At 55.4% G+C, this 25,823-nt stretch carries 32 protein-coding genes; 18 read left to right on the top strand and 14 right to left on the bottom strand.

Features of this window, described 5'->3' with window-relative positions:
• Window positions 1-6: 6 nt before the first annotated feature.
• The 3 genes from EH31_RS16320 (at window position 7) to EH31_RS16310 (ending at window position 2,505) form a co-directional block, all read left to right on the top strand.
• Window positions 7-579 carry a pyridoxamine 5'-phosphate oxidase family protein gene (locus EH31_RS16320; RefSeq protein ID WP_034962386.1) on the top strand — a complete coding sequence of 191 codons (573 nt, stop codon included), beginning with the start codon at window positions 7-9 and terminating at the stop codon, window positions 577-579.
• Between the two features lie 245 nt (window positions 580-824).
• Complete coding sequence (locus EH31_RS16315; protein ID WP_034962446.1) at window positions 825-1,163, top strand: P-II family nitrogen regulator; 339 nt, start codon at window positions 825-827, stop codon at window positions 1,161-1,163.
• A 19-nt stretch (window positions 1,164-1,182) separates the two neighbouring features.
• Window positions 1,183-2,505 (top strand): ammonium transporter family protein, encoded by a 1,323-nt coding sequence (locus tag EH31_RS16310; RefSeq protein ID WP_034962384.1) that lies wholly within the window; start codon window positions 1,183-1,185, stop codon window positions 2,503-2,505.
• 147 nt (window positions 2,506-2,652) lie between these two features.
• Here EH31_RS16310 and EH31_RS16305 read toward each other — a convergent pair whose 3' ends face one another.
• From EH31_RS16305 to EH31_RS16290, 4 genes are read right to left on the bottom strand one after another with little or no spacing between them, the layout of a single operon-like run.
• Entirely contained in the window at window positions 2,653-4,242 is a 1,590-nt protein-coding gene (locus tag EH31_RS16305) for a GMC family oxidoreductase (protein WP_034962383.1), read from the bottom strand.
• Window positions 4,243-4,252: 10 nt separating this feature from the next.
• Window positions 4,253-5,239: a sterol desaturase family protein gene (locus tag EH31_RS16300; RefSeq protein ID WP_034962382.1), complete on the bottom strand. Its 987-nt coding sequence runs from the start codon at window positions 5,237-5,239 to the stop codon at window positions 4,253-4,255.
• Between the two features lie 12 nt (window positions 5,240-5,251).
• Window positions 5,252-5,650 carry a hypothetical protein gene (locus tag EH31_RS16295; protein ID WP_051699378.1) on the bottom strand — a complete coding sequence of 133 codons (399 nt, stop codon included), beginning with the start codon at window positions 5,648-5,650 and terminating at the stop codon, window positions 5,252-5,254.
• A gap of 33 nt (window positions 5,651-5,683) precedes the next feature.
• Window positions 5,684-6,115 carry a protein tyrosine phosphatase family protein gene (locus tag EH31_RS16290; protein WP_034962442.1) on the bottom strand — a complete coding sequence of 144 codons (432 nt, stop codon included), beginning with the start codon at window positions 6,113-6,115 and terminating at the stop codon, window positions 5,684-5,686.
• Window positions 6,116-6,406: 291 nt separating this feature from the next.
• Here EH31_RS16290 and EH31_RS18080 point away from each other — a divergent pair, with 291 nt between their 5' ends.
• From EH31_RS18080 to hslO, 4 genes are all read left to right on the top strand, one after another.
• Window positions 6,407-7,219 carry a cold-shock protein gene (locus tag EH31_RS18080; RefSeq protein WP_034962380.1) on the top strand — a complete coding sequence of 271 codons (813 nt, stop codon included), beginning with the start codon at window positions 6,407-6,409 and terminating at the stop codon, window positions 7,217-7,219.
• A 127-nt stretch (window positions 7,220-7,346) separates the two neighbouring features.
• The gene (locus EH31_RS16280) at window positions 7,347-8,546 is read left to right on the top strand and encodes an aspartate aminotransferase family protein (RefSeq protein ID WP_034962379.1); all 1,200 of its coding nucleotides are present in this window, start codon (window positions 7,347-7,349) and stop codon (window positions 8,544-8,546) included.
• Window positions 8,546-9,484: an ornithine carbamoyltransferase gene (argF, locus tag EH31_RS16275; RefSeq protein ID WP_034962377.1), complete on the top strand. Its 939-nt coding sequence runs from the start codon at window positions 8,546-8,548 to the stop codon at window positions 9,482-9,484. The genes EH31_RS16280 and argF overlap by 1 nt, the downstream gene beginning before the upstream one ends.
• A gap of 69 nt (window positions 9,485-9,553) precedes the next feature.
• Window positions 9,554-10,450: an Hsp33 family molecular chaperone HslO gene (gene hslO, locus EH31_RS16270; protein ID WP_034962374.1), complete on the top strand. Its 897-nt coding sequence runs from the start codon at window positions 9,554-9,556 to the stop codon at window positions 10,448-10,450.
• Window positions 10,451-10,556: 106 nt separating this feature from the next.
• On the opposite strand, the gene EH31_RS17770 is transcribed toward hslO, so the two are convergent.
• On the bottom strand, window positions 10,557-11,081 hold the full coding sequence (locus EH31_RS17770; RefSeq protein ID WP_169738778.1) for a hypothetical protein: 525 nt from the start codon (window positions 11,079-11,081) through the stop codon (window positions 10,557-10,559).
• Between EH31_RS17770 and queC the strand changes: the two genes are divergently transcribed.
• Together queC and EH31_RS16255 are read left to right on the top strand one after the other, a co-directional pair.
• Complete coding sequence (queC, locus tag EH31_RS16260) at window positions 11,011-11,694, top strand: 7-cyano-7-deazaguanine synthase QueC (RefSeq protein ID WP_034962370.1); 684 nt, start codon at window positions 11,011-11,013, stop codon at window positions 11,692-11,694. The two genes, EH31_RS17770 and queC, sit on opposite strands and share 71 nt — an antisense overlap.
• A 68-nt stretch (window positions 11,695-11,762) precedes the next feature.
• Window positions 11,763-13,412: an MFS transporter gene (locus EH31_RS16255; protein WP_422110937.1), complete on the top strand. Its 1,650-nt coding sequence runs from the start codon at window positions 11,763-11,765 to the stop codon at window positions 13,410-13,412.
• 268 nt (window positions 13,413-13,680) lie between these two features.
• Here the strand turns inward: EH31_RS16255 and EH31_RS16250 are convergent, their stop codons facing one another.
• The 4 genes from EH31_RS16250 to EH31_RS18035 all read right to left on the bottom strand — a co-directional run bounded on the left by EH31_RS16250 (window position 13,681) and on the right by EH31_RS18035 (window position 16,072).
• Window positions 13,681-14,811 carry an OmpA family protein gene (locus tag EH31_RS16250; RefSeq protein ID WP_034962367.1) on the bottom strand — a complete coding sequence of 377 codons (1,131 nt, stop codon included), beginning with the start codon at window positions 14,809-14,811 and terminating at the stop codon, window positions 13,681-13,683.
• A gap of 172 nt (window positions 14,812-14,983) precedes the next feature.
• Entirely contained in the window at window positions 14,984-15,397 is a 414-nt protein-coding gene (locus EH31_RS16245) for a DUF2793 domain-containing protein (protein ID WP_081853472.1), read from the bottom strand.
• Window positions 15,282-15,626 (bottom strand): hypothetical protein, encoded by a 345-nt coding sequence (locus EH31_RS18110; protein WP_338390491.1) that lies wholly within the window; start codon window positions 15,624-15,626, stop codon window positions 15,282-15,284. Before EH31_RS18110 ends, EH31_RS16245 begins: the two co-directional genes overlap by 116 nt.
• Window positions 15,627-15,838: 212 nt before the next feature.
• Window positions 15,839-16,072, bottom strand: a complete 234-nt coding sequence (locus EH31_RS18035) for a hypothetical protein (protein WP_241765971.1) — start codon at window positions 16,070-16,072, stop codon at window positions 15,839-15,841.
• A gap of 545 nt (window positions 16,073-16,617) precedes the next feature.
• Here EH31_RS18035 and EH31_RS16230 point away from each other — a divergent pair.
• Window positions 16,618-17,229, top strand: coding sequence for a YqaA family protein (locus EH31_RS16230; protein WP_034962363.1), 612 nt, complete (start codon window positions 16,618-16,620; stop codon window positions 17,227-17,229).
• Window positions 17,230-17,296: 67 nt separating this feature from the next.
• Here EH31_RS16230 and EH31_RS16225 read toward each other — a convergent pair whose 3' ends face one another.
• From EH31_RS16225 to EH31_RS16215, 3 genes are read right to left on the bottom strand one after another with little or no spacing between them, the layout of a single operon-like run.
• Window positions 17,297-18,091, bottom strand: a complete 795-nt coding sequence (locus tag EH31_RS16225) for an enoyl-CoA hydratase/isomerase family protein (RefSeq protein WP_034962362.1) — start codon at window positions 18,089-18,091, stop codon at window positions 17,297-17,299.
• A 19-nt stretch (window positions 18,092-18,110) separates the two neighbouring features.
• Window positions 18,111-19,346: a serine palmitoyltransferase gene (gene spt / locus EH31_RS16220; protein WP_034962360.1), complete on the bottom strand. Its 1,236-nt coding sequence runs from the start codon at window positions 19,344-19,346 to the stop codon at window positions 18,111-18,113.
• Between the two features lie 14 nt (window positions 19,347-19,360).
• Window positions 19,361-19,603 (bottom strand): acyl carrier protein, encoded by a 243-nt coding sequence (locus EH31_RS16215; protein WP_034962358.1) that lies wholly within the window; start codon window positions 19,601-19,603, stop codon window positions 19,361-19,363.
• Between the two features lie 135 nt (window positions 19,604-19,738).
• On the opposite strand from EH31_RS16215, the gene EH31_RS16210 reads away from it, so the two are divergent.
• Entirely contained in the window at window positions 19,739-20,323 is a 585-nt protein-coding gene (locus EH31_RS16210) for a Pycsar system effector family protein (protein WP_152553618.1), read from the top strand.
• Here the strand turns inward: EH31_RS16210 and EH31_RS16205 are convergent.
• Window positions 20,320-20,688, bottom strand: coding sequence for a response regulator (locus EH31_RS16205; RefSeq protein ID WP_034962356.1), 369 nt, complete (start codon window positions 20,686-20,688; stop codon window positions 20,320-20,322). The genes EH31_RS16210 and EH31_RS16205 overlap by 4 nt on opposite strands.
• Window positions 20,689-20,794: 106 nt before the next feature.
• Here EH31_RS16205 and EH31_RS16200 point away from each other — a divergent pair, with 106 nt between their 5' ends.
• From EH31_RS16200 to EH31_RS16180, 5 genes are read left to right on the top strand one after another with little or no spacing between them, the layout of a single operon-like run.
• Window positions 20,795-21,043, top strand: coding sequence for a DUF3572 family protein (locus EH31_RS16200; RefSeq protein WP_051699375.1), 249 nt, complete (start codon window positions 20,795-20,797; stop codon window positions 21,041-21,043).
• A gap of 13 nt (window positions 21,044-21,056) precedes the next feature.
• The gene (locus tag EH31_RS16195) at window positions 21,057-21,677 is read left to right on the top strand and encodes a hypothetical protein (protein WP_034962353.1); all 621 of its coding nucleotides are present in this window, start codon (window positions 21,057-21,059) and stop codon (window positions 21,675-21,677) included.
• Between the two features lie 5 nt (window positions 21,678-21,682).
• Window positions 21,683-22,138, top strand: a complete 456-nt coding sequence (locus EH31_RS16190; RefSeq protein WP_034962351.1) for a RidA family protein — start codon at window positions 21,683-21,685, stop codon at window positions 22,136-22,138.
• A gap of 12 nt (window positions 22,139-22,150) precedes the next feature.
• Window positions 22,151-22,879, top strand: a complete 729-nt coding sequence (locus tag EH31_RS16185; protein WP_034962349.1) for a glycerophosphodiester phosphodiesterase family protein — start codon at window positions 22,151-22,153, stop codon at window positions 22,877-22,879.
• Window positions 22,876-24,012, top strand: coding sequence for a GNAT family N-acetyltransferase (locus tag EH31_RS16180; RefSeq protein ID WP_034962347.1), 1,137 nt, complete (start codon window positions 22,876-22,878; stop codon window positions 24,010-24,012). Before EH31_RS16185 ends, EH31_RS16180 begins: the two co-directional genes overlap by 4 nt.
• 15 nt (window positions 24,013-24,027) lie before the next feature.
• Here EH31_RS16180 and EH31_RS16175 read toward each other — a convergent pair whose 3' ends face one another.
• Window positions 24,028-24,354 (bottom strand): SEL1-like repeat protein, encoded by a 327-nt coding sequence (locus tag EH31_RS16175; protein WP_034962437.1) that lies wholly within the window; start codon window positions 24,352-24,354, stop codon window positions 24,028-24,030.
• Window positions 24,355-24,666: 312 nt separating this feature from the next.
• Here EH31_RS16175 and dksA point away from each other — a divergent pair, with 312 nt between their 5' ends.
• A complete protein-coding gene (gene dksA, locus EH31_RS16170) occupies window positions 24,667-25,125 on the top strand; it encodes an RNA polymerase-binding protein DksA (protein ID WP_034962345.1) in 459 nt (152 codons plus the stop codon).
• Window positions 25,126-25,397: 272 nt separating this feature from the next.
• On the top strand, window positions 25,398-25,733 hold the full coding sequence (locus EH31_RS16165) for a PilZ domain-containing protein (protein ID WP_241765970.1): 336 nt from the start codon (window positions 25,398-25,400) through the stop codon (window positions 25,731-25,733).
• Window positions 25,734-25,823 lie beyond the last annotated feature (90 nt).

Raw genomic sequence — 25,823 nt, 5'->3', positions numbered from 1 at the left:
CAACTCATGGCCGAATTTTTCGATGCGCTAGACGAAAAGCATGTGGCCATGATCGAGAAGCAGGCCGTGTTCTTCGTTGCCACAGCTGCGATCGATGGGCGCATAAACCTTAGTCCTAAAGGCTATGATGCATTCCGCGTGCTCTCGCCCACTCAGGTTGCTTATCTTGATCTCGGCGGCTCGGGAAATGAGGCCCATGCCCATGTGATGTCAGATCAGCCCGACAGGGGGCGTATCACGATCATGTTCTGCAATTTTGAACAGCCCGCCTTGATATTGCGCATTTATGGCAAAGGTCACCCGGTTCTGCCGCAAGACGCCGAATGGGATGAGCTGGCCCGCATCTTCACCCTACTTCCTGGCACGAGGCAGATCTTTGTGATCGATATCGAGAGTGTTCAGACCAGCTGCGGATGGGGCGTCCCTTTCATGTCGCTCGAGGGTGAGCGCGAGACTCTTAAGAAGGCCCATCGTCAATCCGACCCTGGCGAGTGGGAAGCAAAAATGGCGAGCCGAACGAGTAGCATCGACGGCCTGCCGACGCGCCCAACAACACGGTATATTGCAGGCGACACCTGATCACCGTTAGATTGTTACGCGCAGGGTCTGAAATTTGCGCAAGATCAATCCTGCGTGCCTAAAATGTGAACAATCGATTAAAATTTGGGCACGCAATTTTGTGCGGGTGCACAATTTTCCTGCTACGCAAGTCCAATTCAGCCTTGTTTCCCTAGCGTTACGCCCGCCGTGCCATGAATGGCACGCTCCTTGCTGCTTATCTCAGCGAGCCGGAAGGGCCGGCTGGAACCATAAAGGGGGCAAGGATGAAATTCATCATCGCCATCATAAAACCATTTAAGCTCGATGAGGTGCGCGAAGCATTGGGCGCGATCGGTGTCGCTGGAATGACCGTTTCAGAGGTCAAAGGCTTTGGCCGTCAGAAGGGCCAGACCGAGATTTATCGCGGGGCTGAATACTCCACCAATATGCTTCCCAAAGTGAAGCTCGAGATTGCGGCCAGCGACGACATTGCTGAGCAAGTAGTCGAGACAATCCAACAGACAGCTAACACCGAAGCGATCGGTGATGGCAAAATCTTCGTCCTCGACCTTGCTTCAGCCACGCGCATCCGCACCGGCGAAGCCGGCGAAACCGCACTCTAAGCTCTCGGAGAACAGGCACATGATAAAACCTCTCCTCAAAGCCGCTGCTCTCCTTGGAGCTAGCGCGCTTGTCGCTCAGCCTGCTCTGGCAGCTGTTCCTGATGCGGAGGTCGTCTCGGCCGGCACCGCATATATCTTCAACACTCTTCTGTTCTTGATCGGTGGCTTCCTTGTGATGTGGATGGCTGCTGGCTTTGCTATGCTCGAAGCTGGCCTTGTCCGTGCAAAGAACACGTCAACACAGTGCCTTAAGAACATCGGCCTTTATTCCATCGCCGGTTTGATGTTCTGGGTAATCGGTTATTCCATCGCCTATCCTGGATTTGCCGAGGGGTCGCTTGGCCTGTTTGGCATTGCTGGTTTCCCATATGCGATGCAGGGCGTAAGCGAAGCTGACACGGGCACCGGCTACTCGGTCGCTTCTGACTGGTTCTTCCAGATGGTTTTCTGTGCAACCACTGCCTCGATCGTTTCGGGCACCGTGGCTGAACGGGTGAAGATCGTTCCGTTCTTCATCTTCGTGACTGTCTTGACCGGCATCATCTACCCCGTTGTTGTCAGCTGGGAATGGGGCGGTGGCTATCTTGATAGCGTCCACGGTTTCAGTGACTTTGCAGGCTCGACCCTTGTTCACTCAACCGGTGGCTGGGCTGCTCTTGTCGGCGCTCTCATCATCGGCGCGCGTGCGGGCCGTTATGGCGCTGATGGTAAGATCAATGTGTTCCCGGCATCGAACATTCCTCTCGCGACACTGGGTACCTTTATCCTTTGGCTGGGCTGGTTTGGCTTTAACGGTGCATCGCAGCTTGCGATGGGCACTGTGGGCGACGCCTCTGACGTCTCGAAGATCTTCGTCAACACCAACATGGCAGCAGCCGGCGGTGTGGTCGTTGCGATCATCCTGACGCAGGTTCTGTATAAGAAAGCGGATATCACCATGGCACTCAATGGCGCTCTGGCTGGTCTGGTTTCGATCACGGCAGAACCGCTTGCTCCGACTGTGGGTCAGTCGATCCTGATCGGCGGCATCGGCGGAGTGATCGTGGTCTTCACTGTCCCGCTTCTCGACAAGCTCAAGATTGACGATGTCGTTGGCGCGATCCCTGTCCACCTCGTTGCAGGTATCTGGGGTACGCTGATCGTTGCCTGGACGGGTGATGCGACCTTCGTGGGTCAGCTGGTTGGTGTTCTTCTCACCGCCGTCTGGGTCTCGGCTGCATCCGCTGTCGTCTGGCTTGCACTCAAATACACCATCGGTGTTCGTCCTTCGGAAGAAGACGAAATGAACGGCCTTGATAAGGCTGAGATCGGTGTCGAAGCCTATCCTGAATTCGCTCGATAAGAGCGCAAACAGTTTGGCGGGGTAAGAGACTCTCTCTCCTCTCCCCTCTTATCCCGCCAACCGATGTTCCTCCTGCGAACAATCAACCTTTTGAAGGCCGGAGCGCACGATACGCTCCGGCCTCTTTTTTGTCCCGGCAGGTTCCGTTCAGGCGTTCTCGGCAGCCTTGATGAAGTCAGCGCAGCGCTCGCCAATCATAATGCTGGGAGCGTTAGTGTTGCCGCTCACTAGCTTGGGCATGATGCTGGCATCTGCGATCCACAGGCCTTCTAGCCCGCGCATTTTGAGCGTGGTGTCTACAACCGCATCATCATCAGCCCCCATGCGGCAGGTACCGACGGGGTGGTACACTGAATCCGAACGCTCTCTTATGAGGTGGTCGAGTGCGTCGTCGTCATTCAAGTCGACTGGGTGGCGGTCCGTCGGGCCGTAAGCCTGCAATGCTGGAGCTTCTGCAATCCGGTGAGACAGCCTGACCCCTGCGCGCATAACCGCAATATCGCGGTCATCGTCCAGGAAATTGGGGTCAATAAGCGGGGCCGCAGCAGCATCATTTGAACCGAGGCGCACGGTGCCATGGCTTTCCGGGCGAAGCACGCAGGCATGCAACGAAAAGCCGTGGGCCTTCACCTGCTCACGCCCGTGATCTTCGAGGACGGCAGGCACGAAATGCCATTGAACGTCGGGAGCAGGCGCTCCGTCTGTTACGGTCCAGAAACCGCCCGCTTCTGCATAAGGCGTAGTCATCCGACCGGTTCGCTTGCGGCGATGTTCGATCACTGCCGCTGCCATTTGGAGCGTTCCTTTAAGGGTGCCGCCAATGGGCACATCACTTTCTGTTTCCCATCCGGACACATAATCAATGTGATCTTGCAGGTTCGATCCAACAGCCGGCTTGTCGAGGACAACCTCGATGCCTTGCTCTTTCAAATGATCGGCAGGGCCGATGCCTGAGAGCATCAGGATTTGAGGTGAATTGAACGCGCCTGCCGAGAGAACAATACCGCGACGCGCATGGATCGTCTCCGATTTCTTTCCGCGACGGATCTGCACTCCGGTGACCCGCCCGTCTTCCACGACGAGTTTTTCAACCAGAGTGTTGGTGCGAATGTCGATATTACCTTGCTCGCGGATAGGCTCGACATAGGCGCGCGCTGCTGACCACCGTTCGCCATCGCGCTGGGTCACTTGGTACAGGCCAAATCCCTCTTGGCCTTCGCCGTTGAAATCGTCATTGCGCTTGAGCTGCAATTCGCCCGCCGCCTCAACAAAGGCATGACTTGCAGGGTTTGCGCTGCGCTGGTTGGAAACGAACAGAGGCCCGCCATCGCCGTGATAATCATTGGTGCCGTTTTCATTGCTTTCCGCTTTGCGAAAATAGGGGAGAACGTCATCGTACGACCAGCCGGTGCAGCCCATCTGGGCCCAATTGTCATAATCCCAGCGGTTTCCGCGGATGTAGACCATCGCATTGATCGCAGATGACCCGCCAAGGCCTTTGCCGCGTGGCTGATAACCGATCCGTCCGTTCAGCCCCTTTTGCGGGACCGTATCAAATTTGTAATTCGACGAATTGCGGATGAAAGGCATGAAGCCTGGCGTCTTGATCAACATATTGTTGTTGCGTCCGCCTGCTTCGAGCAAGCAAACCCGGCGCGTACCATCCACGCTCAATCTGCCGGCAACTGCGCTTCCCCCGCTGCCACCGCCAATGACGATGTAGTCAAAACTATCCATGATCTCTCCTTCAGTAAGGAGAGTTAGCAGCTTGCGCAGCGTCTGCAATCGGGTTTCGATCAGCCACTTGATTTGCCGCTGGTTTCGCCCCCGCTTTTTGCCGCTCAAGCCATCCTGCGCGAATCGTATCAGACGTCTCGCGGCTGCTATCGTGGGTCCAGCCGGGTTCACGCAGGAGGTAGGAGAGCTTGTGGCGCCACGGGCTTCGCCAAATATCGCTGAGCATACCGATCCATTCGTGGAAGACAGCATAGAGCAGGTTGAAGCTGCCCAATTGCTTTACGATTCCATAGCGGATGGGCTCTGCCCCATCTCTTTCAGACAATTCCTCCTCGAACGTGCCAAACATCTTGTCCCAGATGATAAAGACACCGGCATAGTTGCGATCAAGGTATCGTGGATTGGTCGCATGGTGGACGCGGTGGTGGCTGGGTGTGTTCATCACTGCTTCGAACCAGCGCGGCATACGGTCAATCGCTTCTGTATGGATCCAGAACTGGTAGACGAGGTTGAACCCGCCGCAGATCGCAATCATCGCCGGGTGGAAACCTAGGAGCACCAGAGGCAATGCAAACAGCAACCCGAAAGTAAACGCTCCGGTCCAGCTTTGCCGTAGCGCTGTCGAAAGATTGTAATGCTGTGATGAGTGATGGTTTACGTGCGATGCCCACATCCAACGGATGCGATGGCCTGCGCGGTGAACCCAGTAATATTTGAGATCATCCAATACGAAACACAAAGGCCAAGCCCACCAAAGGCTCCACCACTCAGGCCCCATATCAAAAAGGCGGTATTGGTACGTCTCGATGAAAACGAAAGCGGCAAATCCGCCGAAGAGCGCTCCTGCTACGGTGGAGCCCAGGCCGAACGCAAGGCTTACCAAAGTGTCCATCGGCTCATAGGCTTCGGGTTTGCGCAGCCGTGACCAAATCATTTCGGCAAGCACGGCGACAACGAAAAGCGGAACGGCATATTGGGTGGGCGAAAAGTCTGGCATCTCAAATACGCGTTATAACCGGTTGATCGCATCGACCCAAATGCCGGGGTCATCGATGGAAAGCCGGACCTTGCCAAAACGGACATCGTCGCAATCGATGATGATCGCGTCGACTTCTTCGCGAACTTTTGCCTCGGGCGTCAGAACGCGACCTGCAAAGCGATTGCCATGGCGCTTAATTACCATAATTCGCCCTTCAGCATTTCGGGCCAACGCAGCATCACCGCCGCGGGCGATAGCAACCCGTTCTGCAACATAACCATCTTCGACCTCGCCCGCCGCAAATGCCACTGAGCCTTTGTCGGTCAGTTTCGGCTGACCACCAAGTTTCATGGCCCGCGCGAGCGCGAAGAGCGCCAGAATGGCAATCAGCGACACAAGAAACTGTAAGAAAATCGGGGGGATGTTCATTGCCAGTCAGAATATGCAGGAAGGAGGTGGGTTCTAGCGTGCAGCAAGCATGTCCATCATCGGCCGAATCGGGCTCACATCATACCCAGCCGCCAAAGCGGCCTGTGTAATCGCGTCTGGATCGGCACCCATCTTTGCGCTTGCAAGCGCCCATAGAAAAGAGGACCGCGTTCCAGAGCGGCAATAGGCCAGCAATCTTCCCTCAGCGCCTTTCATCGCGTCAATCATCGCATCGATTTGCGCGTCGCTAAAGCCAGAATGTCCAATGGGGATAGGCACATAGTTCAAACCGGCTGCGGTCGCCTCTGCCTTGATCGCATCGCTTTGCGGGGCGCTTGGATCTTCCCCGTCAGGGCGATTGTTGACGATTGTCGTGACCCCGCTCGTTTTGGCGGCAGCTATATCCGCAAGTTCGATCTGCTCGCTTGCGAATACCGTCTCAGATAATGATTTGAAATCTGGCAATGTATCCTCGCTGTTATCTGTTTTGCTTGGCGTTTTCGCTTTTCCGGCCAAGGGAGAGCTATCAACCTACCGTGCTAGTACCACCGTTTGACGTCTGAATCCGTCATATTCTTACGACAATCGCTTCAAACAACTTAAAACGTTCGCAAACTGCGTCTATGTGCGCTATGTGGATAAATAGGAAGAGCGGGGTCAGATTCTTCGAAGCCCCTCTCAACGTCTGATGCGGCTCGTTGCCCTCGTCGTCGGCGTCTTTGAAGTTGGGCAGCGATATAAGGTATATGCTCAGTTATGGGATACGACAGGGGACGTCGGCGCGGTCGGGATAAGCGCGACGGATTCGGCGAAGATAGCTTCGATCCATTTGGTGGCGGTGACGGATATTCACCTCCGCGTGACTTCGGAAATGACCGTGGTGGAGACCGTTTCGGCGGTGGTGGCGGCGGTGATCGCTATGGCGGCGGAGGCGGCGGTGATCGTTTCGGCGGCGGCGGTGGACGCGGCGGCCCTGGCGGCGGCGGTGGACGCGGCGGCCCTGGCGGCGGCGGTAGTCGCGGCGGGCCAGGCGGCGGCGCAGGCGGCGGCGCAGGCGGCGGTTTCAACCGTATGCCCGCACAGGTCGTTGGCACCGGCAAAGGCACTGTAAAGTTCTTTAACGGCCAAAAGGGCTTTGGCTTCATCCAGCAAGAAAGTGGCGGCGAAGATGTGTTTGTGCACATTAGCGCAGTTGAGCGTGCTGGCCTTGAGGGTCTGGCTGAAGGCCAAGAGCTCGAATTCAATCTCGTCGACCGTGGGGGCAAAGTCTCCGCTCAGGACCTGCAGGTTGTAGGCGACGTAATCGAAGTTCAGAAAGCTGACGCTGGCCCACCCAAGCGTGAGCTTACCGGTGACAAAGCAACTGGCACAGTCAAATTCTTCAATTCGATGAAGGGTTTTGGTTTCCTCGTGCGTGATGACGGCGAGCCAGATGCATTTGTCCATATTAGCGCGGTTGAGCGTTCAGGACTGTCCGAAATCAACGAAGGCGAGCGTTTTGAGTTCGACCTCGAAGTTGATCGACGAGGCAAGTACTCTGCGGTCAATCTGGTGCCTGTGCAGGAATAGCATTCCTCCGGTACATTGTCCGTTTGACCAATTGATCGAGCGGCCTTCTCTTATCTAGCATGGCGGCTCAAGTGTGGGCCGCCATTTGCGTTTGGGGCCCGATCTTACAGATTCAGGAACAAAGACTATGACGATTTCGCCGCTTATGCCCGTCTACCCGCGCTGCGGAGTTCGACCTGTAAAGGGTGAGCATTGCCACCTTATTGATGAGGATGGCACACGGTATCTCGATTTTGCTAGCGGGATTGCGGTGAACCTTCTGGGTCACTCGCACGCAGGATTGATCGAGGCGATCCAGAACCAAGCTGCACAGCTGATGCATGTGTCCAACCTCTACGGCAGTCCGCAAGGCGAGAAATTGGCGCAGCAATTGGTCGATGCGACCTTTGCCGACACCGTCTTCTTCACCAACTCGGGCGCTGAAGCGGTCGAAGGCGCGATCAAAGCGGCGCGTGCTTACCATCAGAATGCCGGTGACGCTGGTGATGCGGAGCGTTTCGAGCTTATCACTTTTTCCAACGCTTTCCATGGCCGGACCATGGCAACGATCAGCGCGTCAAACCAAACCAAAATGCATCACGGTTTCTCACCGCTGCTTGATGGCTTCAAATATGCAGAATTCGACGATCTGGAATCAGCGAAATCTTTGATGGGTCCCCATACAGCGGGCTTTTTGGTCGAACCAATCCAGGGCGAGGGCGGTATTCGCCCTGCATCCGACGCCTTCATGAAAGGACTGCGCGAACTTGCGGACGAGCATGATCTGATGTTGGTTCTGGACGAAGTGCAATGCGGCGTCGCGAGGACCGGCAAAATGTATGCTTATGAGCATTACGGCATTGAGCCTGACATTGTCGCGACTGCCAAGGGGCTTGGCGGTGGCTTCCCGCTTGGCGCTATTCTTGCGACGGAAAAGGCTGCGCGCGGTATGACTTTTGGCACGCATGGCTCCACTTACGGTGGCAATCCGCTTGCAATGGCCGCAGGCAGCGCTGTGATGGATGCTGTGGCTAATCCGGAGTTTCTGGCCGAAGTCACGGAAAAGGGTGAGCGGATCCGGACACGGCTTGAACAGTTTATTGGCAATTATCCCGAACTCTTCGAGCTGGTTCGCGGCAAAGGGCTTATGCTTGGCCTCAAGATGAAGGTCGAGAGCCGCCCGTTCTTCCTGCATCTTCGTGATAATCACCAGCTGCTGACCGTTGCTGCCGGCGATCAAACCTTACGGGTTATTCCGCCGCTTGTGATCGGCGACGCGGAGATCGATGAGTTTTTCGACAAACTTTCAGCTGGCGCTGCGAGCTTTAAAGTAGCGGAAACGGCGTAATGCCCGAGCAGACGCGCCACTTTCTCGACTTGGGGGATGCCGGAGCGGATGCGATTGCCGCGATGATCGCGGATGCGATTGATCGCAAAACCGCCCGCACCGACATGCCCAAGGGCCATCCGGACAAAGATGGGCCGCTCGCGGGCCGTGTCCTCGCTCTTGTGTTTGAGAAAAACTCCACCCGCACACGGGTCAGCTTCGATATCGCGATGCGCCAACTTGGCGGCACGGTGCTGATCTTGGAGGCTGGATCAAGCCAGTTGGGGCGAGGTGAGACCATCGCTGATACCGCCCGCGTGCTCAGCCGGATGGTGGATGCAATCATGCTGCGCACAGACGATCACGCCAAGATCGAAGAAATGGCGCGTCATGCGAGTGTGCCCGTCATCAACGGTCTGACTGACCGTTCCCATCCCTGCCAGATTGTTGCTGACCTTCTTACCGTCATCGAACATGGGAAAGCTCTACCGGGCCTTGAATTGGCATGGTTTGGCGATGGTAACAATGTGCTGCACTCGATTCTTGAGGCCGCGGGACTGATGAAATTTAATGTTCGGGTTGCGACGCCAAAGGGTTTTGAACCCGATCAAGAGTTCGTCGAAATAGCGCGCTCTGGCGGTGCCCGGGTGACGTTAACCAATTCGGCGGCGGAGGCTGCATCGGGCGCGGATGTGCTGGTCACGGACACTTGGATTTCCATGGGCCAGGCCGATGCTGATGAGAAGCGAAGGGCGATGGAGCCATTTCAGGTCAACGCAGCGCTGATGAGCGAGGCAAAGACCGATGCTCTGTTCCTCCATTGCCTGCCTGCTCACGTTGGCAAAGAGGTAAGCGAGGAAGTGTTCGAGAGCGCTCAATCCGTTGTGTTCGACGAAGCAGAAAACCGAATTCACGCACAAAAATCAGTGCTTTTGTGGTGTTTTGGGCATCTGGGCTGATTGCTTTAGAGCTCTTGGCGGGCCTCTGGGTCTTAACGCAAAGGGCTAGAGCCACCATATAGCTGAACCATGAACACAATTTCTGAGACATTTGAGGATAAGCTCCTCGGCTTCACTCTGCCAGACCGCAGCGCGCGCGGCCGTTTGGTGCGCCTTGATCGGGTGATTGACGAGGTGCTTTCAGCCCACGATTACCCACCCCCTGTGACCCATCTTCTTGAGGAGGCTTTGGTGCTCACCGCCCTGATGGGAGGGCTCCTTAAAAGTGAGGGTGAGGACGCGCAGCTTACTATGCAGGCGCAGACCAAGGAAGGCGCAGTTTCGCTATTAGTCTGTGATTTCCGCGGAGGAAGCCTAAGGGGTTATGCCGAGTTTGACGCCGCAACGCTCGCCGATTTAGGCGCAAACCCTTCGCTCACATCGCTATTTGGTACCGGGTATCTTGCTATTACCTTCGAAACAGGAGCGGGCCAGAGATACCAAGGGATCGTGCCGCTAGAGGGAGATAGCCTCTCTCAAGCGTGCGAAGCTTACTTCAGCCAATCGGAGCAGATCCCTACCTTGATAAGGGTTGCCAGCCGGGCGGGTGCCAATGGTGGTATGGCCGCAGGCCTGCTAATTCAGCATTTGGCAGATGGGGAAGAAGGCCGCGAGCGCCTTCATGTGAGGATGGATCATCCCGATTGGGAACATGTCGCGACTATGGCTGGTTCGATAAGCCATGATGAGTTGCTTGATCCTGCGCTGTCACTAGAAGCGATAGTTTGGCGATTGTTTCATGAGGAAAGCGAGACTCGCGTTCAAGCTGGCTGCGAAGTTTCGCGCGGTTGCCGGTGTAGCGCAGAGCATTACGCTTCGGTTTTGTCGCGTTTCCCCGAAAACGAACGGGCTGAAATGCGCAACGATGCTGGCCTGATTGCGGTCGATTGCGCGTTTTGCGCCAAGACCTTTGAGCTGTCGTTATAGCGCTTTATCGCCGTTCAGGAACGGCTCATCGTAGAAATCTAAGACCGTACGTGTAATAATCACGCGATTAGCGGAGATAGCGCGCATGACATCACGCGTAAAATATTCACCAATTGGTATCGCCACTGCGCTTGGCATGGTAGCGCTTGGCCTCGCACTTCCCGTTGCTGCTCAGTCCGATGGGCTGTCTATGCTGGAGGAACTTACCAAAGGCGAGTGGACTATCAAGCACCGTGATGGCTCGCCAGACCGCAAGATTTGCGTGAAAACCGGAAGAGAGCTCATTCAACTGCGTCACAAACAAGCTGACTGCAGCCGTTTCGTTGTCGAAGATGGCGCAAACAAGGTTGCGGTGCAGTACACCTGTCCAGGTAATGGGTATGGCCGGACTAATATCCGGAAAGAAACAGGCGCGCTTGTCCAGATTGAGAGTCAGGGCATCGCGTCTGGGCTGCCTTTTCAATTCGCTGCAGAGGCAAGGCGTACCGGTAGCTGCTGAGCTGCAAGACAATTCGCACTGATTGTTGCCAATCTGTGGTTTGGCGATTAGCTGCGCTCGTATGGCGTCCTCGAAACCTTCAGCGATCGTTCTTCTTTCCGGCGGCTTGGACTCTATGGTCTCTGCTGCCATTGCTTTGGAGAATGGCTTTGCCGTTCACGCATTGACCGTGAATTACGGCCAGAGGCATCGGATTGAACTTGACCGTGCCAAGGCGATTGCATCCAAATTGCAGCTGGAAAGCCAAACGGAAATCGCCCTTGATCTTCGAGCCTTCGGAGGCTCTGCTCTTACAGATGAGATCGCTGTGCCAAAGGATGGTGTTGGCGATGATATTCCCGTCACCTATGTGCCGGCGCGCAACTTAGTTTTCCTTGCGCTGACAACGGCTTGCGCTGAGGCCAAATCGGCACGCGACATTTTCATCGGTGTGAATGCGCTGGATTACTCAGGGTATCCCGATTGCCGCCCTGAGTTCATTGAGAGCTTTGCCGAGACTGCTCGCTTGGGCACCAAAGCTGGCGTGGAAGGTAGTCCGCTCAAAATCCATACGCCGCTCCAACACATGACTAAAGCCGATATTGCCATAGAATGTGCAAGGCTTGGCCTCGATCCTTCGTGGAGTTGGTCTTGCTATGATCCGACTGTCGAAGGTTTGCCTTGTGGTAAGTGCGATTCTTGCCGCTTGAGAAAAAAGGGTTTTGCGGAGGCGGGGATTGTCGATAGCACCTCTTATGCCGAATAACGTGAGCGAGTGACGCTTCACGTGCGCGGGGGCAAAGTGTTAGGAGATTTTCTTCGAGTGACAATGCCATAGGGCAGCCGGAGCCAATCGCTCAGGATCTGATTGACGCAGGAGATGCCCCAGTACCCGCGTATAGCTGGTATGCCCTGGGCGTATTGGTTCTTGTCTATGTTTTGAATTTCATCGACCGGCAGATTCTTTCAATCCTTGCCAACGATATCAAGGCAGACCTTGGCGTTGACGACGCCTATCTTGGCTTCCTTTACGGGACCGCCTTTGCGATTTTTTATGCGCTGTTCGGGATCCCCTTGGGCAAGCTGGCCGATAGTTGGAAACGCGTTCGTCTGATGACCTTGGGGCTAAGCCTTTGGTCAGCGATGACCGCATTGTCTGGCTTTGCGCGCGATGCAGGTCAATTGACCGTTGCCCGGATCGGGGTTGGTGTTGGTGAGGCAACCGCCAGCCCATCTGCTTATTCTTTGATTTCCGATTGGTTCCCGGCCCGTCTCAGGGCAACCGCCTTGGCTATCTATAGCTCGGGCCTTTACATCGGAGGCGGTATTTCGCTTGCGATTGGCGGTATGGTTGTCGACCGGTGGAATGCCGCTTTTCCCGACGGTGGACCGCTTAATCTGGCGGGTTGGCAGGCCGCCTTCATAGCTGTCGGCATTCCAGGGTTACTGCTCGCTGTTTGGGTAATGACGCTCCACGAACCTGTCAGGGGGGCGATCGATGGCCTACCAACAGCAGAAGACCCGCATCCATTCCGGGGCTTTGTGCAAGAGCTTACCACCGTCATCCCAGGCTTTACGTTTTTCGGTGCGGCATCGCGCGGTGGAATGGCGCTTGTCATCAATATTGCGGCATTTGTTTTCGCATTCGTGATCGCCGCCGGTCTTACCTTTGCTCTTGGCACGGGACAGGGATTCATCATGGAGGCCTTAGAAAACGCCTTGGGCACGGCGCTTCCTGCGATAAGCGACCAATGGTTCTTGCTGGCTCTGGGATATTATGCCGTATTCAGTTGGGCGACTGCGCTGCGTCGGCGGGATTATCCCACGTTTGTATTGACCTGGGGGTCGCCTGCATTTCTGTGCACGATCCTTGGGTATGGGACAGTTGCCTTCATGGCTTATGCCGCGAGTTATTGGGGGGCACCCTACGCAGAGAGAGTTTTCGGGGTATCCAAAGTTAGCCTTGGTTTCTGGCTTGGCGGTGGAGGGGCAGCAGGCGGATTTCTTGGAGTTATCCTCGGCGGACGGATGGCAGATGCGCTGATCCGCCGAACAGGTTCCGGACGAGTTTGGGTTGTCCTGTTCGGCCTTCTCAGCCCGATCCCCTTTGCGGTCGTGCAGTATACTACAGAGAGCTATTGGCTTTTTATCGTGCTCAACGTCGTGGTTGGCGGCCTCGCCGCATCTGCGTTGGGCGCTGCAGCCGCAGCTAGCCAAGCGCTTGTGCTACCGCGTATGCGAGGAACTGCGACTGCAACCTTCTTCCTTGCCACGACGCTGGTCGGACTAGCTCTGGGGCCGTTTACGGCTGGGTATGTGTCAACACAGAACAGTGACAATCTGAGTATGGGAGTGCTTTCGACGCTTTGGATCGCTCCGATTGGTCTGGCCTTGCTGATTTCCGCTATTCGGTTGACTGGGAAAGCGAGTGGTAGCGTTGTTGAGCGTGCTAGAGCGGCCGGCGAGAAGTTTGAAAGCGACTAAAGCCAGGCAGAACTGGCGATTGGCCTAACTGCATCTCGACCTTGGTTTTGATTAAAGTCAAGGTTTGCAGCGTTGCGGCCGCCCTTACAGAAACGAAGCGGCGATCGCTCAGTGCTCTACTCAAAGCCTTCTTGCTTGGGTTGTATTTCGCCGCTCTGCTTTGCATGAGTAGCGGACCAGGCTGCTTTTCAGTTGTCTGCATTGAGCAAAGAAAAAGGGGCCGGATTGCTCCAGCCCCCTTCTCGTATTTTGTAGAGAAAGCTTCGTCTTACATGCCCGAACCTGGCCCGTAAGTCACTTCCACACGGCGGTTTTGCAATTCGCGTACACCGTCCGCAGTTGGAACACGTGGCTGCGATTCGCCGAAAGCTTGGCTCGAAATACGACCCATCGGGACACCCCGACCGGTCAGATATTCGGTCACGCTTTCGTTACGACGGCCTGCCAACGCTTGGTTGTAGGAAACGCTACCCGACCGGTCGGTGTGACCTGCGAGCATAACAGCAGCAGTGCCGCAATTTGCATAAGCCGTGACAGCGTTGTCCAAGATTGTCGCCGCATCCGCAGTGATTACTGACTCATCGAAGTCGAAGAAGACGATGTATGGGCCAGTGTTACACGGCGGCGGTGGCGGCGGCGGTGGTGGCGGTGGTGGAGGCGGTGGCGGTGGTGGAGGCGGTGGCGGTGGTGGTGGAGGCGGAGCCTCGCCACCAAAGTTGTACACCAACGAACCCAAGATCGAATGCGATGTCAGGGAAGTGCTGAGGTCGCGTCCGAGTGGATCAATAATGTCCACGCCTGTCGCGTTGAAGTAGCGATACTTCAAGCCGACGTCCCACTTGTCACTGATGGGCGCGCGGATACCTGCAAGCGCTTGCCAAGCGAGGCCAGTGTCTGAATCATCCCAGAGACCGGGGCCATCGGAATTGACGCGACCTTCGAAGTCAACGCGAGCAATACCGATACCGCCGCCGACAAAGCCTTGCACGCCATCGTCTGGACCAAAGTCGACCAGGCCGTTTAGCATAAAGCTAAGTGCGTCAGTAATGCCGCCAGCAGGACGGATTTCAGACTGAAGCAGATTGACCCCGGCGGCTGTTTGATTGAGCGGCAGGCCTGGTACAGGTCCAGCCCCTACTTCGTCGAGCCCAGCACGGCGATAGCTTGTTTCAGCCTCAAGCCGGAACATACCGAAGTCGTGGCCAACAGCTACACCGGCGTCCCAGCCAGCATCGTGATCGACTGTGGCCGCGTCGATGTTAGTGTTAATATCAAAGTCGACGTCTTCAACGATCATCGCACCGGCATCACCTTGGATGTACCATTGACCCTCGCGGGCCATGGCCGGTGTTGTCAGAGCCGTCGAAGCCATCGCCAAACCAATGACGATATTGCGCATTTTGGAATTCCCCTTTTTCGAGTTGAGGCGCTAGCGTTGCTTAACTTCTAGGTATTATACAAGCAAGCTTCAATCGAGCGGACTGTTGCACGTTTGCCTCTAATTAGCTCCTGAATCCCGAAAAGTGGCCTTCGAACAGGTCTTTGTAACATCTTTCAAGAGCCTTTCCGCCTCAAGGGGTGCTTACTTTCTCGAATATCCCAGCATTCCGAAGAGCTTCGATCAGGGAGTCAATTGTTGCCCTCGCTTCCGTGTCAATTGTCGTTCCACCAGAGGGAGCTGCTGGCTCAACCGCCGCCTGCCAGTTGCCGTAATAGCGCAATTGCATTCCGGCCATTTGATCGAAGATCATCATGCCATTGGCCGGAGAAATGAACTCCCAAGCTTCGCCGAGCCAAATGGCTATCTCTTCATCGTGATTAAGCCATTCATTGGTGGCATTCTCAAGAACCCTGTACAAAGTTCCATCTTCAGGATTTGTAGGCGGGGTATCGAGCGAATCGACGACCACGTTTTGGATCAGCGCGTCCACCAATGACAAGGCGTGGTTGATGAACGGCTCTTTTTGCGCTTGCCCTGGGGCCATGGCTAAACTGCGGGCCGCGAAGGCTTTCGGGTTCAGCCGCTGAAAACAATTGTGCCTGCGCCCCGTTTGGGAAGCGAACCCGCCTCAGCGATGCTTCAAACGTGGGTCTGCGTTCAGGCGAACAGCACGCCAAGATCCCGCTTTCTCCTTCAACCATGACCGATCTTGCCTCTGTCAAAGAGGAAGACACCAAAGCAATGCGCGCCTCGGAATTGTTTTCTGCGATCATGCGCACCCATTCCGCGCCAGCTCTGGTCTTGCCAAATCCCCGGCCAGCAAGAATTAGCCAGCTGCGCCAATCGCCAGGCGGCGCAAGCTGGCTTTCGCGGGCCTGAATTTCCCATTGAAAGCGCCATTCATTGCGCTCCTCCTGATTGAGGGTTTTGACGATCCGTTCGCGAACAGAAGGGTCTTCAAATGCGAGCCAATCGAGGGTGCCCGTCAACGGCCGTTGCTTTCGCGGGCCTTTTCAATCTGGACCTGTTGGCGAATATCCTCAATCTTGCGATCAATCGATGCACGCACGGCGGCTGCATCCACATTGCGTTGTTCAGCTTGCGCTCTTGCTGCGTTTTCACGGTGGACCGTGAGCAATCTGATCGCGTTGGCGAAATCATATTTGTCTTTGTTTGTGCCATGCATCTCACCTTCGCGAAGCCGCCGGACGACTTCCATCTCAAGGTGAAGATAACCTTCATAAAGGGCCGCCAGCCACTTTCGCGCAAAGACGGGGTCTTGGCGCCGCTTATGATAAACGGCGCTTGGGTACAGACCCGCATTTGTGGCGGAACGAGTGACGTTTGAGCTCTCAGCCAGATGGATTAGAAATGCCTCGAACTTATCTTGTCTATGTTCCAGCACACCGATTTGGTTGTTGCTGGCGTCATGAGTAGATTGGTCAATATACGAGTTTATCGGTCGTCTCCCGTCGAAGATTGACCAGACAAAGCCCGCGTCTCAAGTAGAGAGCAGGCTTTGCGTGGTTGATCCCAAACCACCCCTAAAAGCGAATCACAATTTCTAGATGTTGATCTATTAGTACCAGATAGCGTGACGATGTCAAGAAAAATAACCAAATAGGTTTGTTAATTTTGGATTGCGCCGCTTGCAGTGCTCGAATAGGGCCTCGCCGTAAGTCCATCTCCCGCCGGGGGTAAGGACAACCTACATTATTGGATGAAGTTCAATTGGCCTGGCTGCGAGCACTCTACGAATGGACAATGGACAAAGCGGCGCATCCTTATGCGGTTTGGTGGCTGGCCTTTTTCAGCTTCATCGAATCAAGCTTTTTCCCAATCCCACCCCATCCACTCCTTGGTCTGATGTGCCTTGCTGAACCGAAGAAGGCGATCAAGTTCGCGGCTGTAGCGACAGTGTCATCGGTCCTTGGTGGGTTGTTCGGCTACGGGATTGGCTACTTCCTTTATGAAGCGGTCGGCGCATGGCTCCTCGGGCTTTTGGGGCTAACAGAGAGCTTTCCGATCGCTGCATGCTACATTCGAGAGCAGGGGGCCATGGCCGTATTTTTTGCAGCGGGCACCCCGGTCCCATTCAAGCTGATGACGATCACTGCTGGGTTTATCGAGATGAACCTTTTGACCTTCACGCTAGCTGCGGTGGCGGGAAGGGCGCTCATCTTCATGGTTGTTGGGGTGCTGTTTCAGGTTTTCGGCGCTCCGATCAAGCGGATCATCGATAAATATCTTGGCTGGCTCACCAGTTTGTTTGTGGTCTTGGTCGTTGGCGGTTTTATCGTCTTCACCCAGCTGGCAGGCGGAGAGGAAGAGCCCGACAATCACGTTTGCGCACAAGCGGTCGATGTAAGAGGCTGATACCGCACCCTGCTATTTGGTTCTCTGGGGTGTGGCCAATAACCGTTTTGGCAAAACGCCAGTGCGCTCAGCGATCTTGGTAATCTGGCCGTCGCTTTTCAAGAAAGGCGCGCTGTGCTTCTGAAGCGTCTTGAGTTTGCGACAACAAAACCTGCTGCCTGTCCTCAATCGCTAGCGCCGCTTCAAAGCCGGGCGCATCGATGTTGCGATTAAGGGCGTCTTTGCTCAGCCGAAGGCCCATAGGGGCGGTGAGCAGCATTTCGTCGATAATGCTCTGCGCAGCCCCATCCATTTCACTCGCTTCCACAATTGCGCTGACAAAGCCCGAGGCCAATGCCCTGTCGGCATGAATGAAGCGTCCGGTAAGGATCATCTCGCTCGCCAGAGACGCTCCGACGAGGCGGGGGAGAAAGTAGCTCGATCCCATATCACAACCGCCAAGGCCGATTTTAATATAAGCTGCTTTCATCCGAAAGTCGGGCGTGCAAAAGCGGATATCGCTTGCCAAGAGCAAGGAAAGCCCGCCTCCGCACGCCGCACCTTGCGCCAATGCGATAACCGGCTGGGGGCAGGAGCGCATCAGCTGCATCACACTCGCAATGCTCCGCTGCGTACGCCAAGTGTGCTGTACCGGGCCGACGCTTTCGTCCCTTGGCCAAGCTTCAAGATCGAGACCTGCGCAAAAAGCGCGGCCAGCCGCCTTCAAGACCACAATCCGAATATCATGGCGATCATGCAGCGCTTGAAAATAGTCGCGAAGCGCAAAGATGAGCGCCTCATCCATAGCGTTGAGCCGTTCAGGTCGGTTCAGCGTGACCGTGGCGACCGCTCCGTCTTGCGTAATCAGGATTGGGTCCGACAAGAATGACCGCCTTTACGTGCTAGATTATGCCAACCGCTTTACCGGCCCGCTCAAACATAGAAAGGACTGTCTGCACTTCTTCGGCTGAATGCTCTGCACACAGCGAACAGCGAAGCAAGGTCATGCCAGCAGGTGTTGCCGGTGGCCGCGCAAGATTGACATAAAGGCCCTCTTTCAAAAGCGCCTCCCACATCATGGCACCGCGCTCAAGGTCCGGCATAATTACGGCCACAATAGCGCTTTGCGGCTCTTTGGTGCCCAGCTCAAAACCAAGATCGGTAAGTCCCTTGTGAAGCGTCCGCGAGTTCTCCCACAGATGCGCGCGCTTGTTCGCGCCGTGCATAAGCTTGCGGATCGAGGTTGCCGCCGTCGCGACAACACTGGGGGGGAGGCTGGCTGTGAACACATAAGGACGGCATACAAGCCGCATGATATCGAACTTTGGATGGTTCGAGACGCAAAAGCCGCCGACAGTGCCGACACTCTTTGAGAAGGTGCCGATGATGAAATCGACATCATCAATGACGCCCTGCTCTTCGCAAACACCGCGGCCATTTTCGCCGATGAAGCCCATAGAGTGGGCTTCATCCACGAGCACCATAGCGCCATATTGCTTAGCGATCGCGACCATCTCTTTAAGCGGAGCAACATCGCCAAGCATCGAATAGACGCCCTCGAGGATCACCAGCTTGCCGGCCCCTTCCGGAATGCGGCGAAGGCGTTTTTCCATTGCTTCGATATCATTATGCCGAAAGGGCACGATTTCAGCATTACCCATCGCACAGCCGTCATAGATCGAGGCGTGACTGTCGATATCGAGAACAACGTAGTCACCCTTGCCAGCGATGGTGGCGATGATCCCAAGATTGGCCTGATATCCGGTTGAGAATACCATGGCGTGATCCATGCCGTAGAATTCCTTGAGTGCATCCTCGCACTCGCGGTGGCCCTGATAAGTGCCGTTCAGAACCCGGCTGCCAGTTGTTCCAGAGCCAAATTCCGTCAGCGCCTCTCGCCCTGCTTCCAAAACATCGGGGTCAAAGGTCATGCCCATGTAATTGTAAGTGCCGAGCAAGATCGTCTCGCGCCCGTTGCACACCGCCCGGGTTGGGGAGAGAACTTTCTCCATTACCAAATTGAACGGGTCTTCCACGCCGCTCGCCAAAAGCGTTTCACGCGTCTGAATGAGATCGTCGAATTTGGAAAACAGGTCGCCAGCCGGAGGGGTGTGCGTGGCGGTAATGGTGTCTGTCATAGCAAAGGCTCTCTTCAGCTATCCTGTAGCTTGTGAACAGCGCTGATCAGTTGGCCGTAGTTTTCAATCTCGGCCTGCTGGTTCATGCTGATAATGATATCAAACTCGTCTTCAATCTCAGCTACGAAATCCATGACGGTTAGGCTGTCAAATTCGAGATCATTTGCAAATGAGGTTTCATTTTTGATCTCGACACCCTTCTTGTTGAAGGGCTCTATCAACGCGCGGATGCGCTGATCAACGTCGGCTTCGGTCATGATTTAAGTGTGCTTTCTGTCTTGGGTGCAGGGTGCTGCACCTTCGGTTTGGTCTGCAAAAGCTGAGCCGGGGCAAACTTGTCAAGCTCTCGCCTAAATGGCAGACCAGTATGGCAATGTTATGGGGGTGGAACAATGGTGGCACAAGCCGAGCCTGAAAAAGGTGCGCCGATTAGTGGCTCAAAGGCGGCTGGATCGCACGAACTTGCTCAAAAAGAGCGCAAATTTTCCAATCATTCGATCCACCTAGTGCGGACTGCGCAAACCCAGACACTGTCTTTGTCCTCCATGGCAGACAATAAAGCGTCGATTTTAATCGGTGCGACATTCGTGGTTTTCTCCATGTCGATCACCAATTTGTTTGGGGGCGGGGCGACCTGGGCGGTGCTTACCTTGGCAGCGACCGCATTCATCTCATCCCTTTTCGCCGTGCTTTCGGTGATTCCATCCGTGCCTCAGGCACCCAAAGACCGGAAGAATTTCAATTATCTTTTCTTTGGTCACTACGTCTCGCTCGAAACCGATGAGTGGATCGATGAATTGCTCGATAAGTTTGAGACGGATGAGACGCTGTTTCGAACCATGCTGACTGACATCCATCAGGGCGGCCAGGTTTTGGCGGGCAAGAAGTATAAATATCTGAACTATGCCTATCGCACCTTTGTGTGGGGCGTGTTCATCACCTGGATCGTCTTCGCCTACGAGAATATCGCCCTTTAGCCGGGCAGCAATTCCTTCACCGCGTTCATAAACGGAATGATCGACACAGGCTTGGATAGATAACCAGCTGCGCCAGCTTCGCGGATCTTCTCTTCGTCACCCTTTGCTGCAAAAGCGGTCACGGCGAGGACTGGGATATCCTTGAGCGAGGTCTCTTTTTTGGCGGCCTCGATCAAATCAACTCCGGAAATTCCGGGCAATTGGATATCCATAATGATGAGATCGGGGGAGATTTCCCGTGCAGCGGAAAGCACTTCATTGCCATCCGCAATCGGTTTCACTTCAAATCCTTGCGCCTTCAGCACATCGCAGAACAATTTCCGGTTGAGGTCATTATCCTCAACAACCATAATTAGTTTTGCCATATGGGCGCCCGCCTGCTTGAAACTAACCCACATCTAATCGCGCGAGAGAACTATCACAATCCCTGATCCCAACGACAAGCCTCGCCATGCTGGTTCGCCTGAGGAGGTGAACCGGGCCAAGACCCTCGCGCTCGCGGCGCTCGGCTGGATCTTGCAGGATACAGAGCGCGCTGAGCGTTATCTTGAGCTGACCGGCCTTGATCCGGATTCTTTGCGGAACGGATTGGACGACGTGGCCGTTCTGGCATCGAGCTTGGATTTTCTAGCCAATTACGAACCAGACCTTATACGCGCAGCCGAAGCATTGGCTGTGACGCCCGAAGAACTGATTTCCACCCGAAGGAATTTAACCTGATGAGCTCCCCCCTATGAGCCGCCCCCTCGTAATAAGCGACTGCGATGAAGTGATTTTGCATATGGTCGCGCCGTTCAAAGTGTGGCTTGAAGAAAGCCAAGGCATCGACTTTGATCTGAGCGGTGGCGATTTTGGCAAGGCCTTGCGCTGGCGTGAAAGCGGTGACTTCCTCGCACCTGACGAGATTTGGAAGAAGCTTGGCGGATTTTTTGATACGCAAATGGACAGCCAGCTGCCGATCGCGGGCTCTATTAACGCGCTCAACACGCTCGCCGAAGAGGCCGACCTTGTTGTGTTGACGAACCTTGTGGATTTTCGCCGTGACCACCGGGCCGAACAATTGGCCGCCCATGGGCTTCACGCAAAGGTTTACACCAACCAAGGGCCAAAAGGACCGGCATTGGCGAAGATCATTGACGAGTTCCGCCCGACCAAGGCGCTCTTTATCGATGATCTGGCGCAGCATCATGCGTCTGTGAAAGAGACAACCCCGCACGTGATGAGGCTCCACCTTTGCGGCGAGCCGATGATTTCGAGCGCTATCCCATGCGCTCACGAAGCAGGCCATGCCCATGCGCGGATCGATCTATGGAGCGAGGCGCTGCCTTGGCTCAGCCAGCAATTGAAGGACTAAGCCTCATGACAATCGAAAACCGTCTCACCGAGTTGAACATCACTCTGCCCGAGGCTGCTGCACCTGTTGCAAGCTACGTGCCCGTGGTTGTTCAGAACGGCTTTGCATATGTCTCGGGGCAACTGCCCTTCATCGACGGCGTTCTGGCCAAAGGGCGGCTTGGCGATGATGTCGAGCTTGCCGAGGGGATGGAAGCGGCGCGCGCATGCGGCCTCATGATCTTGGCGCAGCTTAAAACTGCAGGTGTCCTGGAAAAAGTAGAGCGGGTCGTGAAGCTGGGCGCTTTCGTCAACTCGACGCCGGATTTCACCGATCAGCCAAAGGTCGCGAATGGCGCCTCTGACCTCATGCTTGAGGTGTTTGGAGATGCAGGACGTCATGCTCGCGCTGCTGTGAGCGCGCCGTCTTTGCCACTAGGCGCTGCGGTCGAAGTGGACGCGGTTATCGCGCTTGCGGACTAAGGCGCCCGCTTGATGGGCTCCCGGCCTGTTCCCGAGTGGTTGACCAGGTGGGAATACGCGCACCGCGGTTTGCATTGCGACGGTGTACCCGAAAACTCGCTTGAAGCGGCTCGGGCTGCGATTGAAGCGGGGATGGGCATCGAATGCGATATCCAACGCAGTTTCGATGACCAACCGATGGTCTTTCACGATTGGGAGCTGGACCGTTTGACGACTGGTTCGGGACTGGTCGAAGATCGTACCTGCGGCGATCTAGAGCAGATGACTTTTCGCGAGAACGGCGGATCCATTCCCAGTCTCGCTACGTTGCTAGAGGTGGTAGGTGGCCGCGTGCCGCTTCTGATCGAGATCAAGTCAAAGCCTGACTATGATGTGGAGTGGAGCTGTGTGTCTGTTGCCAATGTGCTCAAGAATTATTCTCACCCCCATGCCGTTATGAGTTTTGATCCGCGCGTTGCGACCTGGTTTCGCCAGAACTCGGCAGAAACGGTCTGCGGCTTGGTGATGCGCGAGGATGAGATGGGTTATACCCAAACGCCCGAAGCGCGCCGCGATGCGCTGGCGGTCGCCCGGCCCGATTTTCTCGCCTATCATATCGCTGCGCTTCCAAACCCATGGGTTTCGACCTTGCGCGCGGGCGGTCTTCCCATTCTATCTTGGACGGTGAATTCGCCAGAAACCCGCAAAAGGGCTCTCGAGAATGTCGATGCGCTTGTCGTGGAAGGCGCAGGACTGGCATGAGCGAGCGAGAATTGACCGTCCGTTTGGCACCCTGCGTGGGGCACTTTGACGCTGACCAGTGGAACGCCCTTGGTGGCAATCGCAATCCCTTTGTGAGCCATGAATTCCTGACAGCGCTTGAGGATTCAGGAAGCGTTGGATCGGGAACCGGCTGGGACCCTGCGCCCATCGCGATCACGGACGAGCACGACCGACTGCTTGCCGCCATGCCAAGCTATGCCAAGGGGCACAGCCAAGGCGAATATGTGTTTGACCATGCCTGGGCTGACGCACTCCACAGGTCAGGGCGAAACTACTATCCCAAACTCCAGATTGCAGCGCCCTTTACGCCTGCAACGGGCCCGCGGTTGCTTTTGTCTGATCCCACTCTCGCATCGCACCTTCTCAAAGGCGCTGAAGTGGTGTGCGAGCAAAATGGCCTGTCATCGGCGCATGCGACATTTGTGGACCCTGACCAGTTGCCCCTGTTTGAGGCAGAAGACTGGCTCATCCGCAGTGATATCCAGTTCCATTGGCTTAACCGCGACTATGACAGCTTTGAAGGCTTTCTCGAAAGCCTTGCTTCGCGCAAGCGCAAGAACCTGCGCAAAGAGCGGGAGGCGGCAAAACAAGGTCTGCGAATAGAACGCCTTTCGGGCGATGATATCAAAGCTGAGCATTGGGATGCGTTCTGGGTCTTTTATCAGGACACAGGCGCACGAAAATGGGGGACCCCTTACCTTACCAGAGAGGCGTTCACACTTCTAGGCGAGCGTATGGGGAATCGAATGGTGCTGATCCTTGCGTTTGATGATGGTGAGCCCGTTGCCGGCGCGCTCAACTTCATCGGCGCAGATGCGATTTACGGGCGTTATTGGGGATGCACACGCGAAGTGCGCTTCCTGCACTTTGAGCTGTGCTATTATCAAGCGATCGATATCGCGATTGAATTGGGTTTGCCCCGTGTAGAGGCAGGGGCGCAGGGCGGCCACAAATTGGCGCGTGGTTACGAACCTGTGCAGACCTTTTCGGCGCACTATCTGGTCGATCCGGGCTTCCGCGCGGCGGTTGCTGATTTTCTAGAGCGCGAACGCGAAGGCGTCGCTGCAGATCAGCTTTTTCTGGATCGACGAACCCCTTTTAAGAAAGGGTGATCGAAAACTTCAATCCTAAGCAGCGCGTCGTTCTTCAGAAAGCCAGCGGCGTGCGCGGCGCTGTGCTTCGGCGATTTCGCGCGCAGTCATTTCATCGGAGACGTCAGCGCGGCAGAACGCTGCGTCTTCATGGCCCCGTGAAGCGGCAAGATTGAACCACTTGTGGGCTTCGATAAGGTCGGATTCGACGCCGTTGGAACCTGTAGAATAGGCAACACCGAGGTTAAATAGGGCTGCGACATCGCCAGCAACTGCGTCGGCAAGGTAACCAGCGATTGCAAGATCGATTTCACCGCTCTCCACGGTGCCACTTGCGACTTGATCGATAGACTTAAATTGCATTTCTTTTACCCCGTCTTCTTCATGGCCCAAATCCCCTTTGAGGGCCGCGTTGCGTTAGTCCTCAATCATCATGGTCAACAATTGGTTAACGGCCTCGGGTTTTCTTAATCAGTTACGAGGATTTACGCGGGCCAAACAGCGCTTCGTTCCATCAAATCTGCGCTAATCGGGGAGCGGGGCCGTAAACTGGCTTGCGAGCTTTTGAACGCTTGCCTATAGCGCGCCGAGCAAGGGATTGCCGGGCTAATTTGCGTCTGGAAGCGTAAGTGGGTCTGGCCGTCTGCAACACGGTTTTTGGGATTAGAGGACCACATGTCAGCGGCGGCGTCAGAAGAAATCGAAATCATCGAAAAGGCCAAGAGCCTTTTGGGCGAAGACTACGTTCCCAACGATGACGAAGAGTATATGAATAAGCGTCAACAGGCGTATTTTCAGATGCTTCTTCTCGAGTGGAAGCGGTCTATTCACAGCGCGGCGGGTCAAACCCTCCAGTCTTTGGCAAGTGGTCCGATCCGCGAGCCGGATCTCAACGACCGTGCCTCGAGTGAAACCGATTGGGGCATTGAACTTCGTACCCGTGATCGTCAGCGCAAGCTTATATCCAAGATCGACTCAGCCCTTCGCAGAATCGACCAAGGCGAATACGGTTATTGCGAGGTCACTGGGGATCCGATTGGCCTGAAGCGTCTGATCGCAAGGCCAGTGGCCACTATGACCGTCGAAGCGCAAGAAGCGCATGAGCGCCGAGAGAAGATTTCACGCGACGACTAAGGCAACAGCCAACAAAAAGCTCAGCCGACAAGAGAGGCATGATGTTGTGCCGATTTGAGGCACGTTTGGTTTTCGCCGCCGATCCGGATGTAAATTTTACGACCCTTTAACCGTGTACTAGTAGCTGGATGAACGAAGCACATTTGGGCTCATGTCTCCGGCAAACCGCCAGATGGTATGGGCGACAAATTATAATAACCACGATGAAGGTCGGAGACGTTACGACAATGACAGGTGTCGAGACGAGAAGTGTAACACGCGACAGCCTCTTTTTGCTGGCTAACGTTTCTGTTGAACAAGACAGTGCTCAGCACCGCGTGCGTGTTCGAAATCTATCGGACGGCGGCATGATGGGCGAGGGCACGATGAAGGTCAGTCGGGGCAACCGGGTCGACGTCGAGCTGCGCAATATAGGGACCGTCAAAGGGACTGTTGCCTGGGTCCAGGATCAGCGTTTCGGCATTGCCTTTGATAACGAGATTGATTCCCAATCTGCACGCGCGCCTTCCAACCACGGCGCAATGCAAGATACCGCTTCAAGTTCAGTGTCGTACGCGCACCGCGCTCCGCCACCTCCCAAAGACTCGAGCAATCTTCGCAAGATTTAATGCGTTACGCAAAATCCAGCGTTCCATCGGCCCGTTAAATTGGGCGAGACAAGACGCTGTTCTTGGGCGGATTAGGTGCTAATCGTACCT

This window comes from Erythrobacter longus (genome assembly GCF_000715015.1).
Classification (GTDB): domain Bacteria; phylum Pseudomonadota; class Alphaproteobacteria; order Sphingomonadales; family Sphingomonadaceae; genus Erythrobacter; species Erythrobacter longus.
This window is presented reverse-complemented; position numbering and strand designations above follow the sequence as displayed.